At 53.1% G+C, this 20,797-nt stretch carries 14 protein-coding genes; 7 read left to right on the top strand and 7 right to left on the bottom strand.

The features are described 5' to 3' along the window. Position 1 precedes the first annotated feature (1 nt). Entirely contained in the window at positions 2-3,649 is a 3,648-nt protein-coding gene (locus ACFOSD_RS07295) for an ATP-binding protein (protein WP_380695030.1), read from the top strand. Between the two features lie 10 nt (positions 3,650-3,659). Then, a complete protein-coding gene (locus ACFOSD_RS07300; RefSeq protein WP_380695032.1) occupies positions 3,660-4,907 on the top strand; it encodes a mechanosensitive ion channel family protein in 1,248 nt (415 codons plus the stop codon). Here the strand turns inward: ACFOSD_RS07300 and ACFOSD_RS07305 are convergent. Then, positions 4,904-6,667: a sensor domain-containing diguanylate cyclase gene (locus ACFOSD_RS07305; protein ID WP_380695034.1), complete on the bottom strand. Its 1,764-nt coding sequence runs from the start codon at positions 6,665-6,667 to the stop codon at positions 4,904-4,906. The two genes, ACFOSD_RS07300 and ACFOSD_RS07305, sit on opposite strands and share 4 nt — an antisense overlap. 169 nt (positions 6,668-6,836) lie before the next feature. Continuing rightward, positions 6,837-9,146 (bottom strand): 5-methyltetrahydropteroyltriglutamate--homocysteine S-methyltransferase, encoded by a 2,310-nt coding sequence (gene metE / locus ACFOSD_RS07310; protein WP_380695036.1) that lies wholly within the window; start codon positions 9,144-9,146, stop codon positions 6,837-6,839. 98 nt (positions 9,147-9,244) lie between these two features. On the opposite strand from metE, the gene ACFOSD_RS07315 reads away from it, so the two are divergent. Beyond that, complete coding sequence (locus tag ACFOSD_RS07315; protein ID WP_380695038.1) at positions 9,245-10,147, top strand: LysR family transcriptional regulator; 903 nt, start codon at positions 9,245-9,247, stop codon at positions 10,145-10,147. Here ACFOSD_RS07315 and ACFOSD_RS07320 read toward each other — a convergent pair. Both ACFOSD_RS07320 and ACFOSD_RS07325 read right to left on the bottom strand, forming a co-directional pair. After that, entirely contained in the window at positions 10,119-11,672 is a 1,554-nt protein-coding gene (locus ACFOSD_RS07320; RefSeq protein WP_380695040.1) for a methyl-accepting chemotaxis protein, read from the bottom strand. The two genes, ACFOSD_RS07315 and ACFOSD_RS07320, sit on opposite strands and share 29 nt — an antisense overlap. Before the next feature lie 234 nt (positions 11,673-11,906). Beyond that, positions 11,907-12,449 carry an Lcl C-terminal domain-containing protein gene (locus tag ACFOSD_RS07325; protein WP_380695042.1) on the bottom strand — a complete coding sequence of 181 codons (543 nt, stop codon included), beginning with the start codon at positions 12,447-12,449 and terminating at the stop codon, positions 11,907-11,909. 295 nt (positions 12,450-12,744) lie between these two features. On the opposite strand from ACFOSD_RS07325, the gene ACFOSD_RS07330 reads away from it, so the two are divergent. Next, complete coding sequence (locus tag ACFOSD_RS07330) at positions 12,745-14,121, top strand: DEAD/DEAH box helicase (RefSeq protein ID WP_380695044.1); 1,377 nt, start codon at positions 12,745-12,747, stop codon at positions 14,119-14,121. Between the two features lie 93 nt (positions 14,122-14,214). After that, positions 14,215-15,627 carry an IS1182 family transposase gene (locus ACFOSD_RS07335; RefSeq protein WP_380695046.1) on the top strand — a complete coding sequence of 471 codons (1,413 nt, stop codon included), beginning with the start codon at positions 14,215-14,217 and terminating at the stop codon, positions 15,625-15,627. 157 nt (positions 15,628-15,784) lie between these two features. On the opposite strand, the gene ACFOSD_RS07340 is transcribed toward ACFOSD_RS07335, so the two are convergent. Beyond that, complete coding sequence (locus ACFOSD_RS07340; RefSeq protein ID WP_380695048.1) at positions 15,785-16,555, bottom strand: ferredoxin--NADP reductase; 771 nt, start codon at positions 16,553-16,555, stop codon at positions 15,785-15,787. A gap of 143 nt (positions 16,556-16,698) precedes the next feature. Here ACFOSD_RS07340 and ACFOSD_RS07345 point away from each other — a divergent pair, with 143 nt between their 5' ends. After that, positions 16,699-17,568 carry a LysR family transcriptional regulator gene (locus tag ACFOSD_RS07345; RefSeq protein ID WP_380695050.1) on the top strand — a complete coding sequence of 290 codons (870 nt, stop codon included), beginning with the start codon at positions 16,699-16,701 and terminating at the stop codon, positions 17,566-17,568. A 7-nt stretch (positions 17,569-17,575) separates the two neighbouring features. Here ACFOSD_RS07345 and ACFOSD_RS07350 read toward each other — a convergent pair whose 3' ends face one another. Further along, positions 17,576-19,714 (bottom strand): sensor domain-containing phosphodiesterase, encoded by a 2,139-nt coding sequence (locus ACFOSD_RS07350; RefSeq protein WP_380695052.1) that lies wholly within the window; start codon positions 19,712-19,714, stop codon positions 17,576-17,578. Positions 19,715-19,851: 137 nt separating this feature from the next. Continuing rightward, the gene (locus ACFOSD_RS07355; RefSeq protein WP_380695054.1) at positions 19,852-20,310 is read right to left on the bottom strand and encodes a hypothetical protein; all 459 of its coding nucleotides are present in this window, start codon (positions 20,308-20,310) and stop codon (positions 19,852-19,854) included. A 40-nt stretch (positions 20,311-20,350) separates the two neighbouring features. Between ACFOSD_RS07355 and ACFOSD_RS07360 the strand changes: the two genes are divergently transcribed. Further along, entirely contained in the window at positions 20,351-20,788 is a 438-nt protein-coding gene (locus ACFOSD_RS07360; protein WP_380695056.1) for an acyl-CoA thioesterase, read from the top strand. Positions 20,789-20,797 lie beyond the last annotated feature (9 nt).

Genomic DNA, 20,797 nt, shown 5'->3' on the forward strand with positions numbered 1-20,797 from the left:
CATGTTTTTAAAGAAATTTGTGTTCGTCAATTGGGGCAATATCCCCGCGCAAGAGTTTGACTTCGGTCCGATCAATTTGTTCAGTGGCGGCAATGGGTCGGGTAAAACCACCGCTGCGGATGCCATTCAAACCATCATGACAGCGGCGCACGACACCTTGTTCCAATTCAATCCTGGGCAAGAAGAGGCCACTCAACGTGGCCGTGGTAAACAAGTTCGTACGTTGGCGTCCTATGTGTTGGGCTGTGACGATGGCAGCTACGCCCGTCCGGAACCCACCGTCGGCTATCTCGCGGCCATTTTTCACCCCACACAGGGGGAAAGCGGTGAGCCCTTTACGGCGGTTATGGGCCTGTCGGCGCGGATCGAGAAAAACGGTCAACAGCAGACTGCGCGGCTGACCGATCAACAGTATTATTTGCTGCCCGGACATGAGTTGGCGTTAAGTGATTTTGTCCATGAGGCAGAAACCGGCCGTAGCGTGACGCCTCTAGGTAAGCTGCACAAGCAACTGGAAAAGCGCCTGGGGCCACATGTAGTAGAAAAATACGAAACCAAAAAACAATACCTGCGCCGCCTCTATGCCGCACTGCGGGGCCGAGATGATGCGATTTCCGAACGCGAGGCGCTTAACGCAGCACGCGCTTTTTCTCGCTTTATGGCCTACAAGCCGGTACGCAGCATCAATGGCTTTGTGGCGAATGAGATTCTCGAACCGAAAGACCTCGGCGAAGCCATTCGTACCGTCTCGGATTTAATGAAGACCATCAATGCGATGGAAGGGGAGGCGAATCGCCTGAGCCGCAACATCGCGCGGCTCAGTGCCAGCAAGCATCAAGCTGACCTCTATGTTGAACAATGGATAGAGCGCAATGTCTTGGCTTACACCTTGGCCCAAGCGCGTTACAAACGGGATCAGGACGCGTATCTCACCGCCAAACAAGCGCAAACGGATTTGGTTGATCAGTTGACCCAGCGCACTAAAGAACGCGACTTGGCCGAAAGCCAGCGCCAACAAGTGCGCCAAGACCAAATTGCGCTCGAAGCCCGGCGCATGGGTATTCGTGAACTACAGGACAAGTCCGCGTTAGAACAGGCGCGTGACCAAGCCAGTCAGCGCTTACAATTTACCACCCAGACGTTACTGCAGACTGACCAAACCCGCGTCGTGTTGGCGCGCGCCTTGAATGATATTCAAGCCTTGTGGGGCGAAGAGCGCGCCCGGTTATTGGCCGAAGGGCTGAACAAACAAGCCGAACGCTTGGCCGACGATGCACCGAAATTACAGCAGGCCTTAGCCAAACTGGGGGACGCCTTAGCACGGTTGCTAAACCGCGACTGGGTCGATTTAGATGCCATGGAAAACAGCGTGCAAGTCACGCTGGATTTGGAAGGGCAGATCAACCAATGGGTGAAACGTTGGTTGGAAAGAGGCCGCTATGTCGAACAAGCCAGTCTCCGCGATTGGTTAGCACGTATGTTGGACCGACGACAGCAGCGCGCCCAACAGTTGGAACGTCAATGGCAGCAGAAAGCCGCGGACACACAAGCGTTGGAACAAGAGCGCGTGCACTATCCGCCGTCCGTTCGCGCCGCGTTGGATGCCATTCGCCGGCAATTGCCGGACGCCGATGCAACCGTGTTGTGTGACCATGTCAGTGTCACCGACCCACAATGGCAGAACGTTATCGAAGCTTATTTGGGCATGGCGCGGTTTGGTATTGTGGTAGCGCCCGAGTTTGAAGCCGAAGCGGCGCGTATTGTTCGCCAATTACCCGGACGAGATGGTCGGGCACGGGTCATACAGGGTGCGCGGGCGAAAGAAGACGCCGCGCGTTTGTCGCCCGTGAAAGATTCACTGATTGATGTGTTATCGTTTGGTCATGCGACAGCGAAAGATTACGTGCTGGCCAGCTATGGCAACGTCCAGCGCGTGGACTCCATTGATGCCCTGCGCCACACCCGCCGGGGTATCTGTGCCGAGGGCATGGGCAGCGGTGGGTATGCCATGTATCGCTGTGAAATCGACGACAGCGATTTGGTGTTCGGGCAAGGTGCGCGGGAACGCGCGGCCAAAGCGCGCACGCAAGAGTTGCAACAACTGCGGGTCGACATCGTGCAGCACGAACGCGAATGTGAGCGCTTGCATACGTTGTTTCATGCGGTGGACCAACTCACCACCCTGGAGGTCAGTGAGCCCTATCAAATGTTGCTGCAAGCGCAGCGAGATTTGCAGTCTGCCGAGCGCAAGCTGGCCGACTTGGACCTGACGCAATTTACCTCCTTGGATGACGAACACGAACGCTTGCGCGACAGTGCCAAACGGTTGGATGACCAGATCCAAACCTTGGATGCCGATTTGGGCAAGCTGCAAGAGCAACGTGAACAGTGCGATCGTTTGTGTGCTCGGTTAAGCGACCAGCAAGAAAAAACACAACAAGCGGTAGAAGACCATGAAAACTACCTGGAAGATCTGACGCATATCTGGCCAGACTTCTCGGTCGACGAGCGGTTGAATTTGGCCGATCAGGAAGCCGAAACAGCCGACCCTGACAGCCTCGAATCGCGGCATGCAAATTTACTCAATGAACTCAATGCACTGGCGCACGACTTAGAACGCCATGTGTTAGAGCACAACCAACATTGCCAACCCAGTGATGCCATGGTGTTCGCAGCCGATTTCGGGCAAGCCCACAGCGTGGAGTTTTTCAGCCAAATTGCCGGTTTAAATTTGGAAATTGGGCGCATATATACCCGCCTGAAAAACAATGTGCTGGTGGAGAAGCAGGATCAACTTACCCGGCTGCGGGACAGCTTTAATGACACCTTTGTCACTAACCTGTGTCATGCGATTTATCACGCCATCAACGATGGCAAGCGGATACTGGAAGAACTGAACCAGGAGTTGGAGCACCACCGGTTTGGCGCTGATCAAGAGCGCTATTGGTTCGATTGGTCCTGGGTGCCGGAATACCAAGAATACTGGCAGTTCTTTGAGGAAGTCACGCGGTCGCCCGGCCTGGGCGAAAAACATACCTTATTTACCCTGGAACTGTCCGCCAAGTCGCAGCGCGTGCGGGATCAGATCATGAGCATGTTGTTGGACGAGGACGAACAGCGCGCGCTGCGTGAACTGGAACGTATTTCGGATTACCGTAACTACCGCAACTACGAAATTTATAAGCAACCCGCCAATAAAGAACCCATTGCCCTGAGCCAGTATGGCACCGGGTCGGGCGGGCAGTTGGAAACCCCGGCCTACATTATTCGTTCAGCGGCCATCACCAGTGCTTTCCGCTTTAACGAGGGCGACGCGCACTTACGCATGGTGTTGGTGGATGAAGCCTTTTCAAAAATGGACGAAGCGCGTTCGAAAGAAGTCATTGAGTACCTGACGGAATCCTTAGGTTTGCAGTTACTGTTTATTATGCCCACCAGCAAGTCCGGCCCCTTTATGGACTTGATCAGCAACCAGTTCGTATTCTCTAAAGTGCCGTTGACCCAAGGTCTGCGCATTGGCGAATTAAGCAGCCGGGTGCTGGTGGATCGGCAACAGTGTAATCGGGAGCAAATCCAGGCCTTGTGGGCGAATCATCGACGCATCATACGCCATCAGGCCGAGTTGGATTTCATGGCTGAATTCGCATAGAGGAGTGTTTATGCAACAACGTTTGATGGCTTGGCTGGTGGACTATGATATCCCTAATCCGGATTGGGTTGCGGTGATGATCATGCTCGGATTGATTGCCGTTATATCGGTGTTAATCCATCTGCTGTTACACCGTGGTGCCGTGCGTGTGCTGCACTCCTTGACCAAGAGCAATCAACACCTTTGGCATACGGCGTTGTTCGAGCGCAGCTTATTCAATCGTCTAGCGTTTACCTTTCAAGGGGTAGTGATCTATGTGCAGGCGGGTTTGTGGTTGCCGGAGGACAGCTTTGTCCGGCAAGCTGTGCAGCTGCTAACGCAAGTCTGGATACTTGTGCTCACGCTGTTGACCTTTTTTGCCTTTTTGGACACCTTGCTCAGCTTCTCGAAGTCCAGCCGGCTTGGTCGTAATTTGCCGTTGCGTGGCATATTTCAGGGCTTGAAGTTAGCGGCGGCCATCCTGATCACCATTTTGTTGATCTCCATTCTCATTGGTAAGTCACCTGTTATTCTGTTCAGTGGTCTGGGCGCTATGACGGCAGTCCTGCTGCTGGTGTTTAAAGACCCCATTTTAGGTTTGGTGGCAGGTATTCAGCTATCGGCCAATAAGATGTTGGCGGTGGGTGACTGGTTAGAGATGCCTAAGTATGGGGCGGATGGGGACGTTCAGGACATCACTTTGACCACGGTCAAGGTGCGGAATTGGGACAATACCATTACCACCATCCCCACCTATGCACTGATTTCCGATTCATTTAAAAACTGGCGAGGGATGACGGATTCCGGTGGGCGCAGAATCAAACGTGCGTTGCGGATCGACGGCACCAGTGTGCACTTTTTAACGGATGAGGAGCTCACGCGATTACGCAAAGCGAAATTGCTGTCGACCTATATTGAGCAAAAAATTGCGGATATCGCTGCTGATAATGCCGCGCAGGGCGCAGACTTGTCATCGCCAGTGAATGGCCGCCGACTGACTAACATAGGTACTTTTAGAGCCTATCTAACGGCCTATTTGAAAACCCATCAGCATATTCATCCTGAGATGACGCAGATGGTGCGGCAATTAGAGCCCGATACGAACGGTATTCCCCTAGAGATCTATGCGTTCAGCAACAAAACGGGTTGGGTAGAGTATGAAGGCATACAAGCCGACCTGTTCGACCACATTTTTGCCGTATTACCGGAATTTGGTTTACGTCTGCATCAAAGCCCGACCGGCTCGGACTTCCAAGCATGGGTAAAAGATTCCCGTTAGCGTTTAGCAACCCGATTACGGCCTTGGTGTTTAGCATCATACATGGCCGCATCGGCCCGCTGATAAACGGAGTCCACGTCACGATCGGTCGGTTCGAACATGGCGACACCAATGCTCATGGTGAAATTAATCTCTTGGTCGTGAAAATAGATCGGGGAGTCGCGCAGAGCCACCAAGAGCCGCTCGGCCAATTCCACCGCTCCCTGTATGTCGGTGCCGGGTAGGCATAAGGCAAATTCTTCTCCGCCGATGCGGCCAAAGATGTCGGTATCTCTTACCACCGAGCGACATATTTGTGTTGCTTCGCGCAGAACTGCATCCCCCGCTGCATGTCCGAAGTTGTCATTGATGCGTTTAAAGTTATCGGCATCCATAACCAAAAGTGCCAAAGGCGCTTGGGAGCGCAGTGTTCGCTTGATCTCTACAGAAGCGCTATCGAAAAAGTAGCGCCGGTTGTGCAGACCGGTCAGTGGGTCCGTGGTAGCCAGGTTATGCAATTGTTGATTGGCATGGAAAAGTTCGTCATTACGCCGCGCCAGCTCCAAAGTGCGAGCGGTGACTTTGCGTTCCAGTTCACTGGTAAGTTCCAGTAATTGACCCTGCAGCCCGACAAACATCCGAAACGCCTGAATCGCCAGAAGAATCACGAAAATCAACGCGCCCCATTCGGCGCGTTGTCGATCCCACGGTAGGAAGCCGTGAGCTGTGGCCATGTCATACACATAGAAACCACCCAGAATAAGCATGCCGGTCAACACAAGGCGCGCGCCGGTTTGTTGCAGGATCACGGCGAACGCCAGGTGAGCGGCAATGAACAGGAGACTGACGAGCAAAATAATATCGAACGCTGGATACAGGTTGGCGATGCTGATGATGTCCAGTATGGCCAAGCTAAAGGCAATGACCACCGCGGCACTCAGGCTCCAGCGCAAGTAACGCATCCACCGTCGGGCGTGGTTAAAAACCTGTTCCATGTATCCTGCCAAAGCCAAGGGTATGGCAAAGTACGCCATACCCCCTAAAAACTCCCATGTGAGAGGGGTGTAGGCGAGCAGTAGGCGTAGTTCAGTTTGGCGTAGCACCACAAAGGCCATGCACAGAGCAAAAAGCGACAGATAGAGGTTGGCCTTTAACCGACGATTGGCGAACCAGAATATAAGCGAAAACATCGTGACCAATAACAACAGGGCGCTGATGAACAGGGTTCCGGCATCGTCCTTTACCATGCGTTGTAGATGCCCGATGTGTGGGCCAAGGGACACTTCTCCCCAGAGGCCGATGTCGGGGTAGTCGGAATATACCCGCGCGTAGAGCGTTTTGCCCGCAAAGTCATCCGGTAACAACACAATATGCCATGGCCAACCGATAAAACGACCCTGGCCGGAGGCGTCGAAGTCACCGAATCGGTAGATCAGTTCATCTTCCAGATAAAACTCGGCGATCAAATCAATACTGAAGATATACAGCGCAGGGTCACGCCATTGATTGTCTGGCAGGGTCAGGCGATACCAAGCATTGGTTTGCCCGTCACGGTTTGGCGGATTACTGGGGAAGTCGATGGGTGCCCAAGCGGCTGGATTGTCTTCTAACGTCCACAGGGGCCTGCCATCGGCGGTGAACGGTGAATCGCCCCAGCGGTATTCCCACTGTTGACTAAGGTCGATACTCGATTCTTTAGCGATGCGAGTATTGTCGAGGTAGTCAGCCTGTGCAGCCAGTGTTAGCCCTACCATCCCTAGCAACAACAATAAAATGCGCATAGCCGCTTGCTACCACTCGAATAATTGCGTAAATCACAGAATTATAGACTCATGCATATTAGAGTAGTCGCAGATAGTCGATTTGCCCAGAAAAATAATCGACCTACCCCCATTATTGGGGGGAGGTCTCGACAATCACGGCGAAGGGTGAGCCGTCGATAAGACGGGCTTAGCTGGCTTTATGGATTGCGCGGGCGCGCAACATTTGAGCCGCCTCCACCATACGCACCAATGCAGGTTCAACTTCCTCCCAACGCCGGGTTTTTAGACCACAGTCGGGGTTCACCCACAAACGTTCAACGGGGATGCTCTCTGCCGCGAGGGACATGAGCTCGACCATGCGCTCAACCGTCGGCAGGTTAGGGGTATGAATGTCATAGACTCCTGGCCCAATGTCGTTGGGGTACGCAAAATGGGTGAACGCTGCCAGTAATTCCATGTTCGAACGCGACGTTTCAATGGTAATGACATCGGCGTCTAAGGCGGCGATGGCTGGCATAATGTCGTTAAATTCCGAATAGCACATGTGAGTATGAATTTGCGTGTCGTTGCGTACCTGTGCGGTGGCGATACGAAAGGCTTGGACGGCCCACTGCAAATAGTCGTCCCAGTCCTGCTGGCGCAATGGCAAGCCTTCACGGAAGGCGGGTTCATCAACTTGAATCATGCCTATGCCCGCTGCTTCTAAATCTTTAATCTCATCCTGTAGGGCCAAGGCGATCTGTTCCGCCGTCTGTCGCCGTGGTTGGTCGTCGCGGACAAAGGCCCATTGCAGCATGGTAATGGGACCGGTCAGCATACCTTTCATCGGTTTGTCGGTAAGGGATTGTGCATAGGTGGTCCAGTGCACCGTCATGGCATTAGGACGTGCAACGTCGCCATAGATGATGGGCGGTTTTACACATCGGCTACCGTATGACTGCACCCAACCGAAACGGGTGAACGCATAGCCATCCAGTTGTTCACCAAAATACTCCACCATGTCGTTGCGTTCGGCCTCACCATGCACCAATACATCCAAGCCGTAGCGCTCCTGTGCTGTCACGGCATACGCAATATGTTCCGCCATGATGGCCTCATACTGTGCCTTCTCCAGCTCTCCCGCCTTGAAGCGGCTACGTGCTTGCCGGATATCCCGTGTTTGCGGGAACGAACCAATGGTGGTGGTGGGAAACAAAGGTAATGCAAAGCGCTGGCGCTGCGCGGCGGCCCGCACTTGGTAGGGTGCTCGCAGATGCGCGTCTGCCGGTGAACGGTGCAGTGCCTGCACACGCGCTTGTACGTCTGCACGTGTGACGCGGTTTGAACAGCGGCGGGCCGCAATGGCCTGTGCTTGCTGGGCCAATTCTGTTGCTACCTTGGTACGCCCCTGCTGCAGCGCGCGTTTCAGTAGATCCAACTCGGCCAGCTTTTCGGTGGCGAAGGCCAGCCAGGTTTTTAGTTCCGGGTCTAGGGTAAGTTCATCTTGCAAGGATACCGGGACATGCAACAGCGAGCAGGATGGTGCCAGCCAGAGACGGTCGCCTCGTATTTCGTGGAAAGGCTCCAGAAGGTCTAGAAGGGCGTTGAGATCACTGCGCCAAATATTGCGGCCATCTACAACCCCTAACGATAGAACTTTATCCACCGGCCACTGGGCATGTACGGTCTCAATTTCAGCGCGCCCGCGCACGGCATCTATGTGTAAGCCTTCTACGGGTAAGGCTAACGCGGTTTTAAGGTTGTTTAACAGGGGACCAAAATACACCGTTAACAGCCGTTTTGGTGTGTGTTCAAGCGCCGCAAAGCGTTGGTAGGTGCGGGAAAACGCGCCTTGCCATGCCTTGTTTAAGTCCAGCGCCAGAATGGGTTCGTCGATTTGCAACCATTCAATACCGGCTTTTTGCAACCTGTCCAGTAAGCGTTCATACACCGGGAGCAAGGCATCCAACCAAGTTAAGGTATCAACGTCTGTTGAATGGCACTTGCCTAAGTAGAGGTAGCTCAACGGGCCCAAGATGACGGGCTTGAATGCGATGCCCAAGGCTTTTGCTTCTTCTATCTCAGCGAGCAGTTTGCTGGCATTTAGGTTGAACGTGGTGGTGTGATCGAATTCGGGCACAATGTAATGGTAATTGGTGTCAAACCATTTGGTCATTTCACCGGCGATCGCGGGCGTGCCCTGCGGGGCGCGACCTCGGGCGATGCGGAAGTATTGATCCAACGTGCTTAGGTTGTCCTGCTCTGCGCGATAGCGTGACGGAATATTGCCGACCAACAGGCTGGTGTCCAGAACATGATCGTAAAAAGAGAAGTCGCCTACCGGCAGCCAGTCCAAACCACTGTCGTGCTGCAAGGTCAGGTGCCGCTTGCGCAGTGCCGAGGCGGTGATGTTCAGTGAATCGGCGGTACTGTCGCCTTGCCAATAGCTTTCTTGCGCAAATTTGAGTTCGCGGTGCGCGCCAATGCGCGGAAAACCGAGATTATGGGTTAATGCCATGATTATCTGCCTGTCGCTGTTAATGAATAGGGTGGACTTTACAGGGCAAATATCATGAGTAAAAATGATCATTAATAATCAAACCATGAGTAATGTTAATGATTCAGCGCATTCATTTGGAAATCCTGCAAGCCTTGGCAGAGAAAGGCACTCTGGGCGAGGCCGCCAATGCACTTTTTCTTACCCAGTCCGCCTTGTCACACTCCATCAAGAAACTCGAGGATCAGCTCAATACCACGCTGTGGGAAAAGCAAGGTCGTGGTTTGCGCCTGACCCCGTCAGGAGAGCACTTGTTGCAGGTGAGCCATACGGTATTGCCCCAGTTGGCGCAGGCTGAGGCGGTATTGCGTGCACTTGGCGAAGGTCGGCGTGGCAAGTTACGCATTGGGATGGAGTGCCACCCTTGCTATGAATGGCTGTTGACGGTGGTTCAACCCTATTTGCAACGTTGGCCGGATGTGGATTTGGATGTGGTACAGCGCTTTCGCTTCAATGGCTTGGAGGCCTTGGAACAGCATCAGATTGATGTGTTGATCACCAGTGATCCGGTGTTAAAAGAACCGTTGGTGCATGTGCCTGTATTGCAATATGAACTGCGCTTGGTGGTGGGTAACACCCACGCCTTGGCCGAGCGTACAACGGTTTCGGCCAGCGCCCTGAGTACCGAGCATCTCATTACGTTTCCGGTAGCACGTGAGCGTTTGGATGTGTTCACGCAGTTTCTGCTGCCCAGAGGGGTAGAACCAAGACAGCACCAAGAAATTGAAGCCATGGATATTATGATTCAATTGGTGGCGGCCCGGCGCGGCGTGTGCACACTGCCCGACTGGTTGGCGGAACGTTATCAGGCGCAATACCCTATTCAGCATCTGCGCTTGGGAGATGCCGGCGTGTTTAAAACCCTGTATTTGGTCTACCGCGAAGCCGATTCCGGGTTGGCTTACTTGGCCGACTTTGTGCGCGCCGGGGCGATCAGCGAGGCCGTGAAAAGCCAATCCTGAACCCGCCCCAGTGTTTACCTTTGACCACAATGGGTACGGACAGGTCGTGCAACACTTCACCGGTATCCCGCTTATAGGTTTGCAGCAGTAGACTTTCTGTATTGCTGCCACAACGCTGACCGGTGCGGTCGCTGAAAATACGTTTGGTACGGTTGTGCAGCAAGTCACGCTCTGCATCACCCGTCAACGGCTGGCTGTATTTCTTATTGTGGGTGGGGAAGTAGCCATTGATGTCTACCGCACCTGCGTAGAGTACATCGGGGTGGCGCGTTAAAATAGGCTCTTGAATCGACGGAAACAAACGATCAGTCAGTTCGTCGTACGGTGTGTGGTATTTAGTAGGTTGCGTGTTAGGAATGGGATCGTATTGTGTCGAAAACACCTGCTGAGTACTGAGGGTGCCCTGTTCGATCAGGTCTTCTAAAATCTGGCCGATGTTTTGAGCTGCCTCAACCGCCTCTTGCCACAAGGCGCTGTAAAACGACGTGCTTTGCAACGGTGCGAGTTCCCGATAAATCACTTCCGTTTCTTGTGATACCTCGATGGCTTGTTGAGCGACCGATGTGCCATGCTCTTGGGTGCGATGCAGTGCAATATTGATCTGCTCAATGGCACCCCGCATGGTCTGGCTGGACGCACTGACATCCTCGCTGATTTGCTTCATGTCGCCAACATTGGCGGACGTCGCCGTCATATCTTCGTTGATGGCTTCAAAATGTGCCACCAACCCGGAAAGTTGAGCGCTTACCTGTTCACTCAAATCGACGAGACTTGACATGGCTTGGCCGGTACTGCGCGACTGTTCGCGGATAGCATGCAGCATATTGGCGATGTCATCGGTCGCCGAAGCGGTTTTGGCGGCTAGGGCGCGCACTTCGTCGGCCACTACGGCAAAACCACGCCCTTGTTCTCCGGCGCGTGCGGCCTCTATGGCTGCATTCAAGGCGAGCAGGTTGGTCTGTTCGGCGACGCCATTGATGACGCTGGTGACCTGTTCGATTTTTTCCGTACGTTCGGTTAAGGCGTTTAAGCTGGTCGCAGCGGTACTGATTTCGCTGGCCAGAGTTGTCATGCTGGATACGCCGGTTTGCAACCCTTCAAATGACGCCGTTGTCGCCTCTGCCGTGCGCCGTAAGCGCTCAGTAATGGTACTCAAATTCGTGCTCAGGGTGGCGCTGGCTTCCGTCAGTCCACCACTCGCTTGAACGATACACTCAACCTGCTCGCCGCTGTGTGCAATGTCACGGTTTAATCCGTCGATCAAAAAAGACACCTCGGCCGCACCGATGGCCATGTTGGATGTCGCGCTGGTGACCGTGGTTAGAGTGGTCTCTAAACCTTCATTCTCTGGCGCCTCGGGTTGCGCGAGTGTCGGTTGTGATCGAGCGATGAAAAAGAGACCTATGGCGGCTACCATCAAGGTTCCAACGATACTCAGCCCGGTGGGCAATAGCTGCAACAGTAAGGCCACTTGAAATGCAGCGACAAGGGTAAGGGTGGTCGCAGGAAGGGCAAAGTTACGCATATCCGATTTTCCATCAAGACTTAGCTGCGCCTTGCAAGTGCCATCTAAGCCACGGTTCAGGGGAATCGAGGCACTTCAAAACGTCATTAGGTGTTATTGTTTTTTTTTCAGCGGAAAGTCTAACAGCTTTAAAAACTCGGAAATCAAATTTGTGGCGATCTCAGACCAAAGTCTAACCTTTGACAGGCAGCCGTGGAGCGCAGTAGCACTGCGCTCTTTCACTGGGGTAAGCGTCTAGCGGGCGTCGCGCACCAACCGTATCCGGCCAAAGCCCTGGTTGTTGCGATGTCCATAGCCATAGGCGTAACCGTCAAAAAAATACACGCCCGCCGTGTCTTCAACTTCCGTTGGGACGACCGGCATAGACCAATACCAATTCGGCGGCGTATTCGGAAATACATTATTGTTAATGGCAGGATTCATGCGGCAGCTTTCCACCAAGGTTTTGATTTCGTCAAAATTCGGCACACGCCAATCGGAATAACCTTTATAGTTTTGGGCGTTGGCGGCCACCACCGCCTCATTCATCTGACTCCAATTGAACGAGGCACTCAAACCATCACACGCTGCGCCACTTTGGCCCCAAGAACAGCGGTCCCACATTAAATCGGTGCGGGTGTCGGTCACGGTGCCGGAATTATAGATAATGTACGCATTGTCTGGATTTCGCGCATTCCCAGGGTAGGTACAATGGGCCGCTTGTTGGGCAAAGGCCATCGGTACGCTGAAACCGATCAGAGTAGCCAGGATCGCTTGTTGAGTAGTCTGTTTTGTCATGTTAGTGCTGACTCCGGTCACGTTGTTATATTACAGGTGGTTTTTTTAACCAATTATCGTGCCAACGCTGAGTATACGTCGAAGTCATCCTGTATGCACTGCGTAACAGGTGTAAAACGGTATGCTTTCAGAGTGCACATGGTAAATCCGGTTGGCATGGGGTATAGTGCGCGCGTTTTATCGCCGCCGAGTACAGCTTTCCGTATCCGTGCGGACCCATTTGCTGTCAGGCACAGCCATCGTGGCATGAACGATCGTTCCCGCGCGGGCACTCCTGCATTATTTTGAGATTCCTATGTCGTTTGATTCCCTTGGTTTGTCTGCAAACCTGTTGTCCGCTGTAAAAGAGAAAGGCTATACCCAACCGTCACCCATTCAAGCTCAAGCCATACCTGCCGTACTACAGGGCCGTGATGTGATGGCCGCTGCGCAAACGGGAACCGGTAAAACAGCCGGTTTTACTTTACCCCTGCTGCAACGCTTGTCGACCGGCAATAAAGCCTCGGCAAACAGCGTGCGTGCGTTGGTCTTAACGCCGACCCGTGAGTTGGCCGCGCAGGTACAAGAAAGTGTGCACACCTACGGTAAAAACTTACCCTTAAGTTCGGCGGTGGTGTTTGGCGGTGTTGGTATCAACCCGCAAATGATGCGCTTGCGTCGTGGGGTGGATATTTTGGTTGCGACCCCTGGGCGCTTGTTGGACCTGTACAATCAAAAAGCGCTGCATTTTAAGCAGTTGGAAATCCTGGTATTGGATGAAGCAGACCGCATGCTGGACATGGGTTTCATTCATGACATCAAACGCATATTGAAGATTTTGCCTGCGCAGCGGCAGAATCTGTTGTTCTCAGCCACCTTCTCTGGCGATATCCGGCAACTGGCTCGGGGCATTTTGGACAATCCGTTAGAGATCGACGTTAGCCCACGTAACTCAACCGCTGTAACGGTAGAGCAGACGATCTTTACGGTGGATAAGAAGAGCAAACCTGCCTTGCTCAGTCACTTAATCAAAGAGCGTCAGTGGCACCAGGTGTTGGTGTTTTCACGCACCAAACATGGCGCGAATAAACTGGTTACGTTGTTGGAGAAAGACGGCATTAAAGCCGCCGCTATCCATGGCAATAAAAGCCAGGGTGCACGCACTAAGGCACTGGCTGACTTTAAGTCAGGTAAGGTGTCAACCTTGGTAGCGACAGACATTGCGGCCCGTGGTATCGACATTGCCCAATTGCCGCAAGTGGTGAATTTTGACTTGCCCAACGTTGCCGAAGATTATGTCCACCGCATCGGCCGTACTGGTCGAGCAGGTGCTACCGGGAAGGCCTATTCTTTGGTGAGTGCCGATGAGTTTGACGATTTGAAAGGAATTGAGCATTTGATTCAACGCGTGCTCAAGCGCGAAGAAATAGAAGGTTTTGAGGCCCAGCATGTGGTGCCGGACTCGCCAACACCGCGGCCGGGTAACGCCCCGCGTAAAGCAAAAAAACCACCGACGGGTAACAATGGGGGCGGTCAAGGCCAGCGACGCAATAACGACGCGCGCCCGGCTCGCAGCGGCGGTCCGGGTGCCAATGCACCGCGCGGGCCGCGTAAGCCCGGTGGCGGACAGGGCAGTTCAGGCAACGGTAAGTCCGGCGCACGTCGGCCACCGGCGCAACGTCGTCCCGCTTAGTTAATTTGCACAAAAAAGGGCCGTTATGAGGCTGTGTGAAAACAGCTTCTAAAGCTGGCAAAATAACCGCGACATGGTTCGCGGTTATTTTTTATGAGACATCTGGAAGGCACCCCTCGAAGTCAGACACGGCTACTCCCGCCCAGCGTTGAAGATTACGTTCCGGAAGATCACCCCATTCGCGTCATAGATGCCTTTGTGGATTCATTAAATCTTTCTGAGATGGGATTCAGGAGGGCTGATACGGCTCACACAGGCCGCCGCCCCTATCACCCCGGTGATCTGCTCAAACTCTATATCTACGCCTACCTCAATCAGACCAGCAGCACCCGACGACTGGAAAAGGAATGTCATCGCAATCTGGAAGTGCTGTGGCTCATGAAGCAGCTGGCACCCGATTTCAAGACCATTGCGGACTTTCGTAAGGATAACGGTGACGCGATCAAGAAGGTGTGTCGCCACTTTGTTGTCTTCTGCAAACAGGCGGGCTTGGTCAGCGGCCAGTTGGTGGCCATTGATGGCAGCAAGTTCAAAGCAGCCGCCAGTAAAGATCAGGTCATTACCCGCAAGCAGTTGGAGAAACAGTTGGGTAAACTGGACCAAAAAATCGATCGCTATCTTTCACAGCTGGCAGCGTCAGAACAAGAGGGAGAGGCAGATCTGAACCGTGACAAGGTGTCCGAAGCCTTAACCTACCTAAAAGCCCATAAGGCGGAATTACAGGATGAGCTGAAGTCGCTGATCGATGAAGATAAAACCCAGCGCTGCCGTACCGAGCCGGATGCCAAACTGATGAGATCTGGCCGGGAAGGAATGGTGGTGGGTTATAACGCACAAAATGCCGTTGATGAAGCACACCAACTGATCGTGCATCACGAGTTAACTCAGGCGGGCAACGATAATCAACAACTAAAGTCTATGGCACAAGGTGCCCATGAGGCATTGGAAGGCAAAATAGAGACGGTCGTTGCCGATGCAGGCTATTCCAATGGTGCACAAATCAGCGACCTTCAATCCACCGATTACGACGTGGCGGTGCCATCGAATCGAGCCATCAACAATCAAGGCACAGGCGAGTACTTCCAGAAAAGCGATTTCACTTACCTGCCGGAAGAAGACGCGTATCGCTGCCCGGCCGGGCAGTTATTACCTCACAAGACGGTGAGCAAAAAGAATCGGATGCATCTCTATGCGCGCACCGGTTGCGATCAATGCCCACTTCAGGTCAAGTGCACAAAGGCGGATCGGCGTTGGGTCTCGCGACACTTTGATGAGGAAGCGCTGGTGAAAGCAAACGACGCGGCAACACCCGAGCGGATGATCCGACGCATGGCAACGGTTGAGCCCACCTTCGCCACGCTCAAGAGACTGCTGAATAAAGGGCGATTTACCTGCTGGGGCCTAAGTTCTCCGAGCAGTGAGTACAATCTGGGCGTTCTGAGTTACAACCTGATGCGGGCGATCAATGTGATAGGGGTGAAGGGGATGTTGGCAAGGCTTGCCTGAGCCCATCGTTGGCATTTTATTGCCTAGAAAAAGAGAACGGCACAAACAAAAATGCCCCAGACACGTTGTCCGAGGCATTTTGCTAGCCGACTTGGAGTGTGTGAAAACTAGTTTTCACACAGCCTCGTTATGGCCCTTTTTTATTGTATGGCTTGGGCTATTCAACAAATGCCCGCTCGATCACGTAATGGCCGTGTACGCCATGCCGTGTTTCTTTAAAACCCCATTTATCCAAAATGGCTGTCGTGTCCTTCAGCATGGACGGGCTGCCACAGATCATGAAACGATCGTCTTCTAAACTCGGCGGTGGCAAACCGATGTCTTCGAACAATTTACCGGAACTCATTAAATCGGTTAGGCGACCCTGATTGGTAAAGGGTTCGCGGGTGACCGTAGGGTAGTAAATCAGTTTGTCTTGCACCATGTCGCCAAAAAATTCATTGTTCGGTAATTCGTCTTTGATGCTGTCTTGATAGGCCAGTTCGGACACAAAACGTGTGCCGTGCACGAGGATGATGTGTTCGTAGAGATCATAGGCTTCGGGGTCTTTAATGATACTCAAGAACGGTGCCAAGCCGGTTCCGGTTGACAACAAATACAGGTTTTTTCCCGGCAAAAGATTGTCGGTAACCAAGGTGCCGGTGGGTTTCCAACCGACGTAGACTTCGTCGCCTGGCTGAATGCGTTGCAAGCGGGACGTCAACGGGCCGTCTTGAACCTTGATGCTGAAGAACTCTAATTCCTCTTCATAGTTGGCGCTGGCGATGCTGTAAGCGCGCAAAAGAGGTTTACCTTCGACCTCCAAGCCGATCATGGTGAAGTGGCCGTTCTTGTAGCGGAAGCCGGGGTCCCGCGTGGTACGGAAGCTGAACAGGGTGTCATTCCAATGCTTAACGTCCAGAACGCGCTCTTTAACCAAGGTGCCCATTTAATACTGTCTCCACGAGTGATAATCCGAATGACTACGAAGGATACGTGCGGTTGGTATATTAATAAAATGACTTGTATAGATAATCATTATCGGATTTGTCACTATATGGACCTCTTGCCAGCCATTGGGAGGCCAGCCCTGTGAAATTCACTTTGCGTCAATTGGATGTCTTCTTGGAAACCGCACGAGCGCAGAACATCAGCCGGGCAGCGGAAGCTCTGCACTTGTCACAGTCGGCGGCCAGCAGTGCGTTAAAGGAGCTGGAGAAGATGTACGACATTCAGCTCTTCGATCGCCTTGGTAAGCGCTTGGTCTTGAATGATTTCGGGCGCGCCATCAAACCACGGGCGCAGGCGCTGTTGGATCAGGCCCGTGAGCTGGAGCAAGACTTGTTGCAACGGTCGGATATTGGTGCGCTGAAAGTCGGAGCGACATTAACCATTGGCAATTATTTGGCGGTGGGCATACTCACCCGATACCGGCAAGCGCACAAAGATGCCGACGTCGCTTTGGAAGTGGCGAATACCTCGCAAATTGTTGAGAAGTTGGTTAATTTCGACTTGGATATCGGCATGATCGAAGGCGAATTAAACCACCCCGAACTGGAGCTCATTCCATGGCGTCAGGATGCTTTGGTGGTGTTCTGTGCCCCGGATCATCCTTGGGCGGGCAAGCCTTGGCTGTCCGATGAGGATGTGTTGGCGGCGGATTGGATACTACGAGAACCCGGTTCAGGCACCCGACAAACCTTTGATCGGGCGATGCATGGTTTGCTGGCGGGCATGAAATCGCCATTGGAGCTGCAGCACACCGAAGCCATTAAGCGGGCCGTGGAGGCCGGTCTAGGACTGGGATGCCTGTCAAACCTCTGCATGGAGGATGCTTTTCGGCGCGGTAGTTTAGTACCTATCCCGGTGCCGCAACGCGCCTTTGATCGGCAATTTTACTTGGTGTTGCACCGCAACAAATTCCGTAGCCGGGCGATTGCACAATGGATTGCTTACTGCTAACCAGGAATCAATCCAAGCGCGGGGCGCCAATAAAGTAGCCCTGCGCATAATCCACCCCAAGTTGACGCAAACATTCCTGGCACTCGATGCTGTCGACAAACTCACCCACCAGTTGGAGATTGTACGTTCGTGCGACATCCACCATGGACTTAACGATGGCCTGGTGTTTCGGGTTCTGTGCTATGTCGCGGATGAATTGGCCATCGAGCTTGAGCACATCGACCGCAAATTGATTGAGATATTCAAAACCTGCCAGCCCGGCACCGAAATCGTCAATGGCCACCGAAAGCCCCAAACGTCGCATCCCTTGCACATTTTCGATGGCGGTTTGTCGATCGAGTATCAGGTCCGACTCAGTGATTTCAATGCAAAGATTCGCCACGGAAGGGCGGGCAAGGTTGATTTGATCTTCAAGCCAAGGCAAGAACGTGGGATCGCCTAAGGTGGCCCCACTGATGTTGATGTTGATCGTCTGTATGGTGGGCCAACGTTGGCATATATCGTCGATATCCAAAAAGGCTTTGGACAATACCCGACGGTCAAACTCGGTGAGGAAATTGAAGCGTTGAAAAATCGGCAGAAACAGCGCGGGTGACAAGGTTTCTTCGTCGACCGAAAGCCGGGCCAATACCTCCACCTTGTCGATCTCATTACTGCGCAGGTTTAGGATAGGTTGTAGCCATAAACTTAACTGACCTTCATCGACCGCGCTGCGATAACGTTGAAAGCGCGGTAATAGGTCGTTTCTGGCGCTGATGTCTTTGTCGTCCGTCGCCTGCGCCAGGCGCTCGAAAGGTTGCAGGCGCGCCTTGGCCCACAGTGAGTTCAGTTTGGCGATGTTGGTACCCATGTCGTTCCCCAACGAACGAATGGCAGCCACCGCACAGTCAATGACCACCGTGGTGTCGCTCAAATCAACTCGTATATGTTGCAGGTTAGCGAGTGTTTCAGGTGCCAATGCTTCGGGTTCCAGAACCACCACAAAGGATAAGTCGCTGACCTTGGCAATTTGCTCCGGTTGGCAGGTGCTGTAGAGGTGCTCAAGCATTTGCCGCTCGGTTTCCGCCATCTGTGCCCAAGACAGCGTTTCAAGGTAAATGTCTAAATTGATCGGCCGCCATAGCACGCCAGAACGTTGCTTCAATTGAGGTGTCCGAGTGGCCCAGTTCAGCAATCCCCGTTCGTTCAGCGCCAACGCACGATTATCTTGTAACGAAAGCCATTCCGTTTGCGCCAGCGCGCTGTCACGGTCGCTGCGCGTGGCGTGTAGCACATCGACAGTTAGCAACGCACTGATCAACAACATGCTGAGCGCTACCAGACTGCCAAGATCATTAGCGAGGTTGTAACCCCCCATGCCGAAATAGGCCATGCTCAAATGCCCGAAGTACATCAGCATTAACCCATGCGCCAGCGTGGCACGATTAGATTTTTGGGCAAGCCAGGTCATGAAGGGCAGGGCCATGAACAACGCGGGTTGTACAAATGGGGCTTGCTGGAGCCACTCTAGAAGCAGCGGAATGGACAATACCAACAGCGTAAAACCTAGCAGAGAAAGTTGCAGTGATCCGTCGGACTCCGGCTGCCGGTTAAAGCGTCGTATCCAATACTGAATCACCGGCAAGAACAGGACAATGCCGCTGAACTCACTGAGCAGGTAGATGGACCAAATCAGAGCGATTAAACTACCGGACCCAAAATCCGTGCCCAACATCTGTTTCAGCAGGACTGTCCCGATGATCGTGGAGGGCACCACCGCCAACAAAAAGATACGCAACAGATCCGTCAAGCGCCGGTTCACCTGAGTGCCGTGCAACGGCCACCGATGTTTAACCAGAACGTAGATCACGGGGCCAACCAGCGTCGTCAGTTGTAACGTCGCCTGGAGCGCCGTCATGCCCATGTTATAGCCCCAGAGCCAATAGCTGATCACCACACCCCACAGGCTTTGTGGTGCATAACGCAGCGCGGCGATGGCAAAAGCACTGACGGGCCAAAATAAAAACGCCGTGCTATCCGCTGGCGAAAAACTTCGCGCTAACGACAACAAAGCGTATAACGCAACAGCCAGTAGGAGCGTGGTTAGGCTTTGTTGGCTTAGGGTAGGACGCCCAAAAGTCGGGTGAACCATCGATTGATCTGTCATGTCAGGCGTCACGAAGTAGAGATAGTGTTCCTACATACGTCTCGCTTTCAACTTTGGTTGTCTTTCATTAGAAAGTATTTATGCATCATCAAAGAGCATAGGAAGGGTATTGTGCACCATGGCACGGCAAACTGCGGCTAGGACGTCCGATGTTCCGAATAGACAGGAGCGCCACGATAGACCCCGGAAAATATCTTGCCATCGCGCCAGCGCGGGTAGGTTTTACCCATGTAGACCAGCATATCTTGTTCATCGGTTACTAACGGCTCGGCACCGTATATCCGTTCATGCAAGGTCGAAACCGCATTTTTCAGGCGTATTGAGCTGCTTTGATCAGCGTAGAGCTGAACTTTGGCGAGAAAGTCGGTGCGGGCGAGGGGCATCCGGACGTTGAATTCTTCTTCGATGCAACGCGCACACAGTTGCGCCGCACGCACGGCGTCGATGTTAAGAAGCCACTGCCGATCCGTCAAAGTAATTACCCATTTGGTTAAGTGTTGGCAATTGCGAAGCAAATACTGTACCTGTTCCGTGGGTTCAGTAATAAACCGTTTACCATTGAGCAACCCTGTTGAGCTGCCTACACTGCTGTGCACGACCTTAATTCAGAACCTCCTTAACGCAATAGGAAAAGAAATGACCGATACGGCCGCGCAATTCAGGAGTAACTACCCCGTTGTCACAGACTTGGTGGTGCAGTGGGGCGAGATGGATGCTTTGCAGCATGTTAACAACGTGAATTATTTTCGCTATTTTGAAACGGTGCGTATTCAATACATGATGCAAACGTCGTTGCTGCAAGGGAAACAGGGCGTAGGTCCCGTGTTGGCTGAAACAGAATGTCGTTACAAGCGTCCGGTTACCTTCCCGGATACCTTAACCTTGGGGTGTCGTGTCAGTGCCGTGCAAGCGCATGGCTTTGTGCAGGAATACGCCATTTTCAGTCAGGCCCAGCAGGCCATTACTACCTTGGGATCTGCGCGGATTGTGGTCGTGGACTTGAGCACGGGTGCCAAAGCCGCCTTGCCTGACTCCGTTGTTGCGCAGATCGAGGCGATCGAAGCGCGACGTTAAAAAATCATC

It is taken from the genome of Salinispirillum marinum, assembly GCF_042650105.1.
GTDB classification, from domain to species: domain Bacteria; phylum Pseudomonadota; class Gammaproteobacteria; order Pseudomonadales; family Natronospirillaceae; genus Salinispirillum; species Salinispirillum marinum.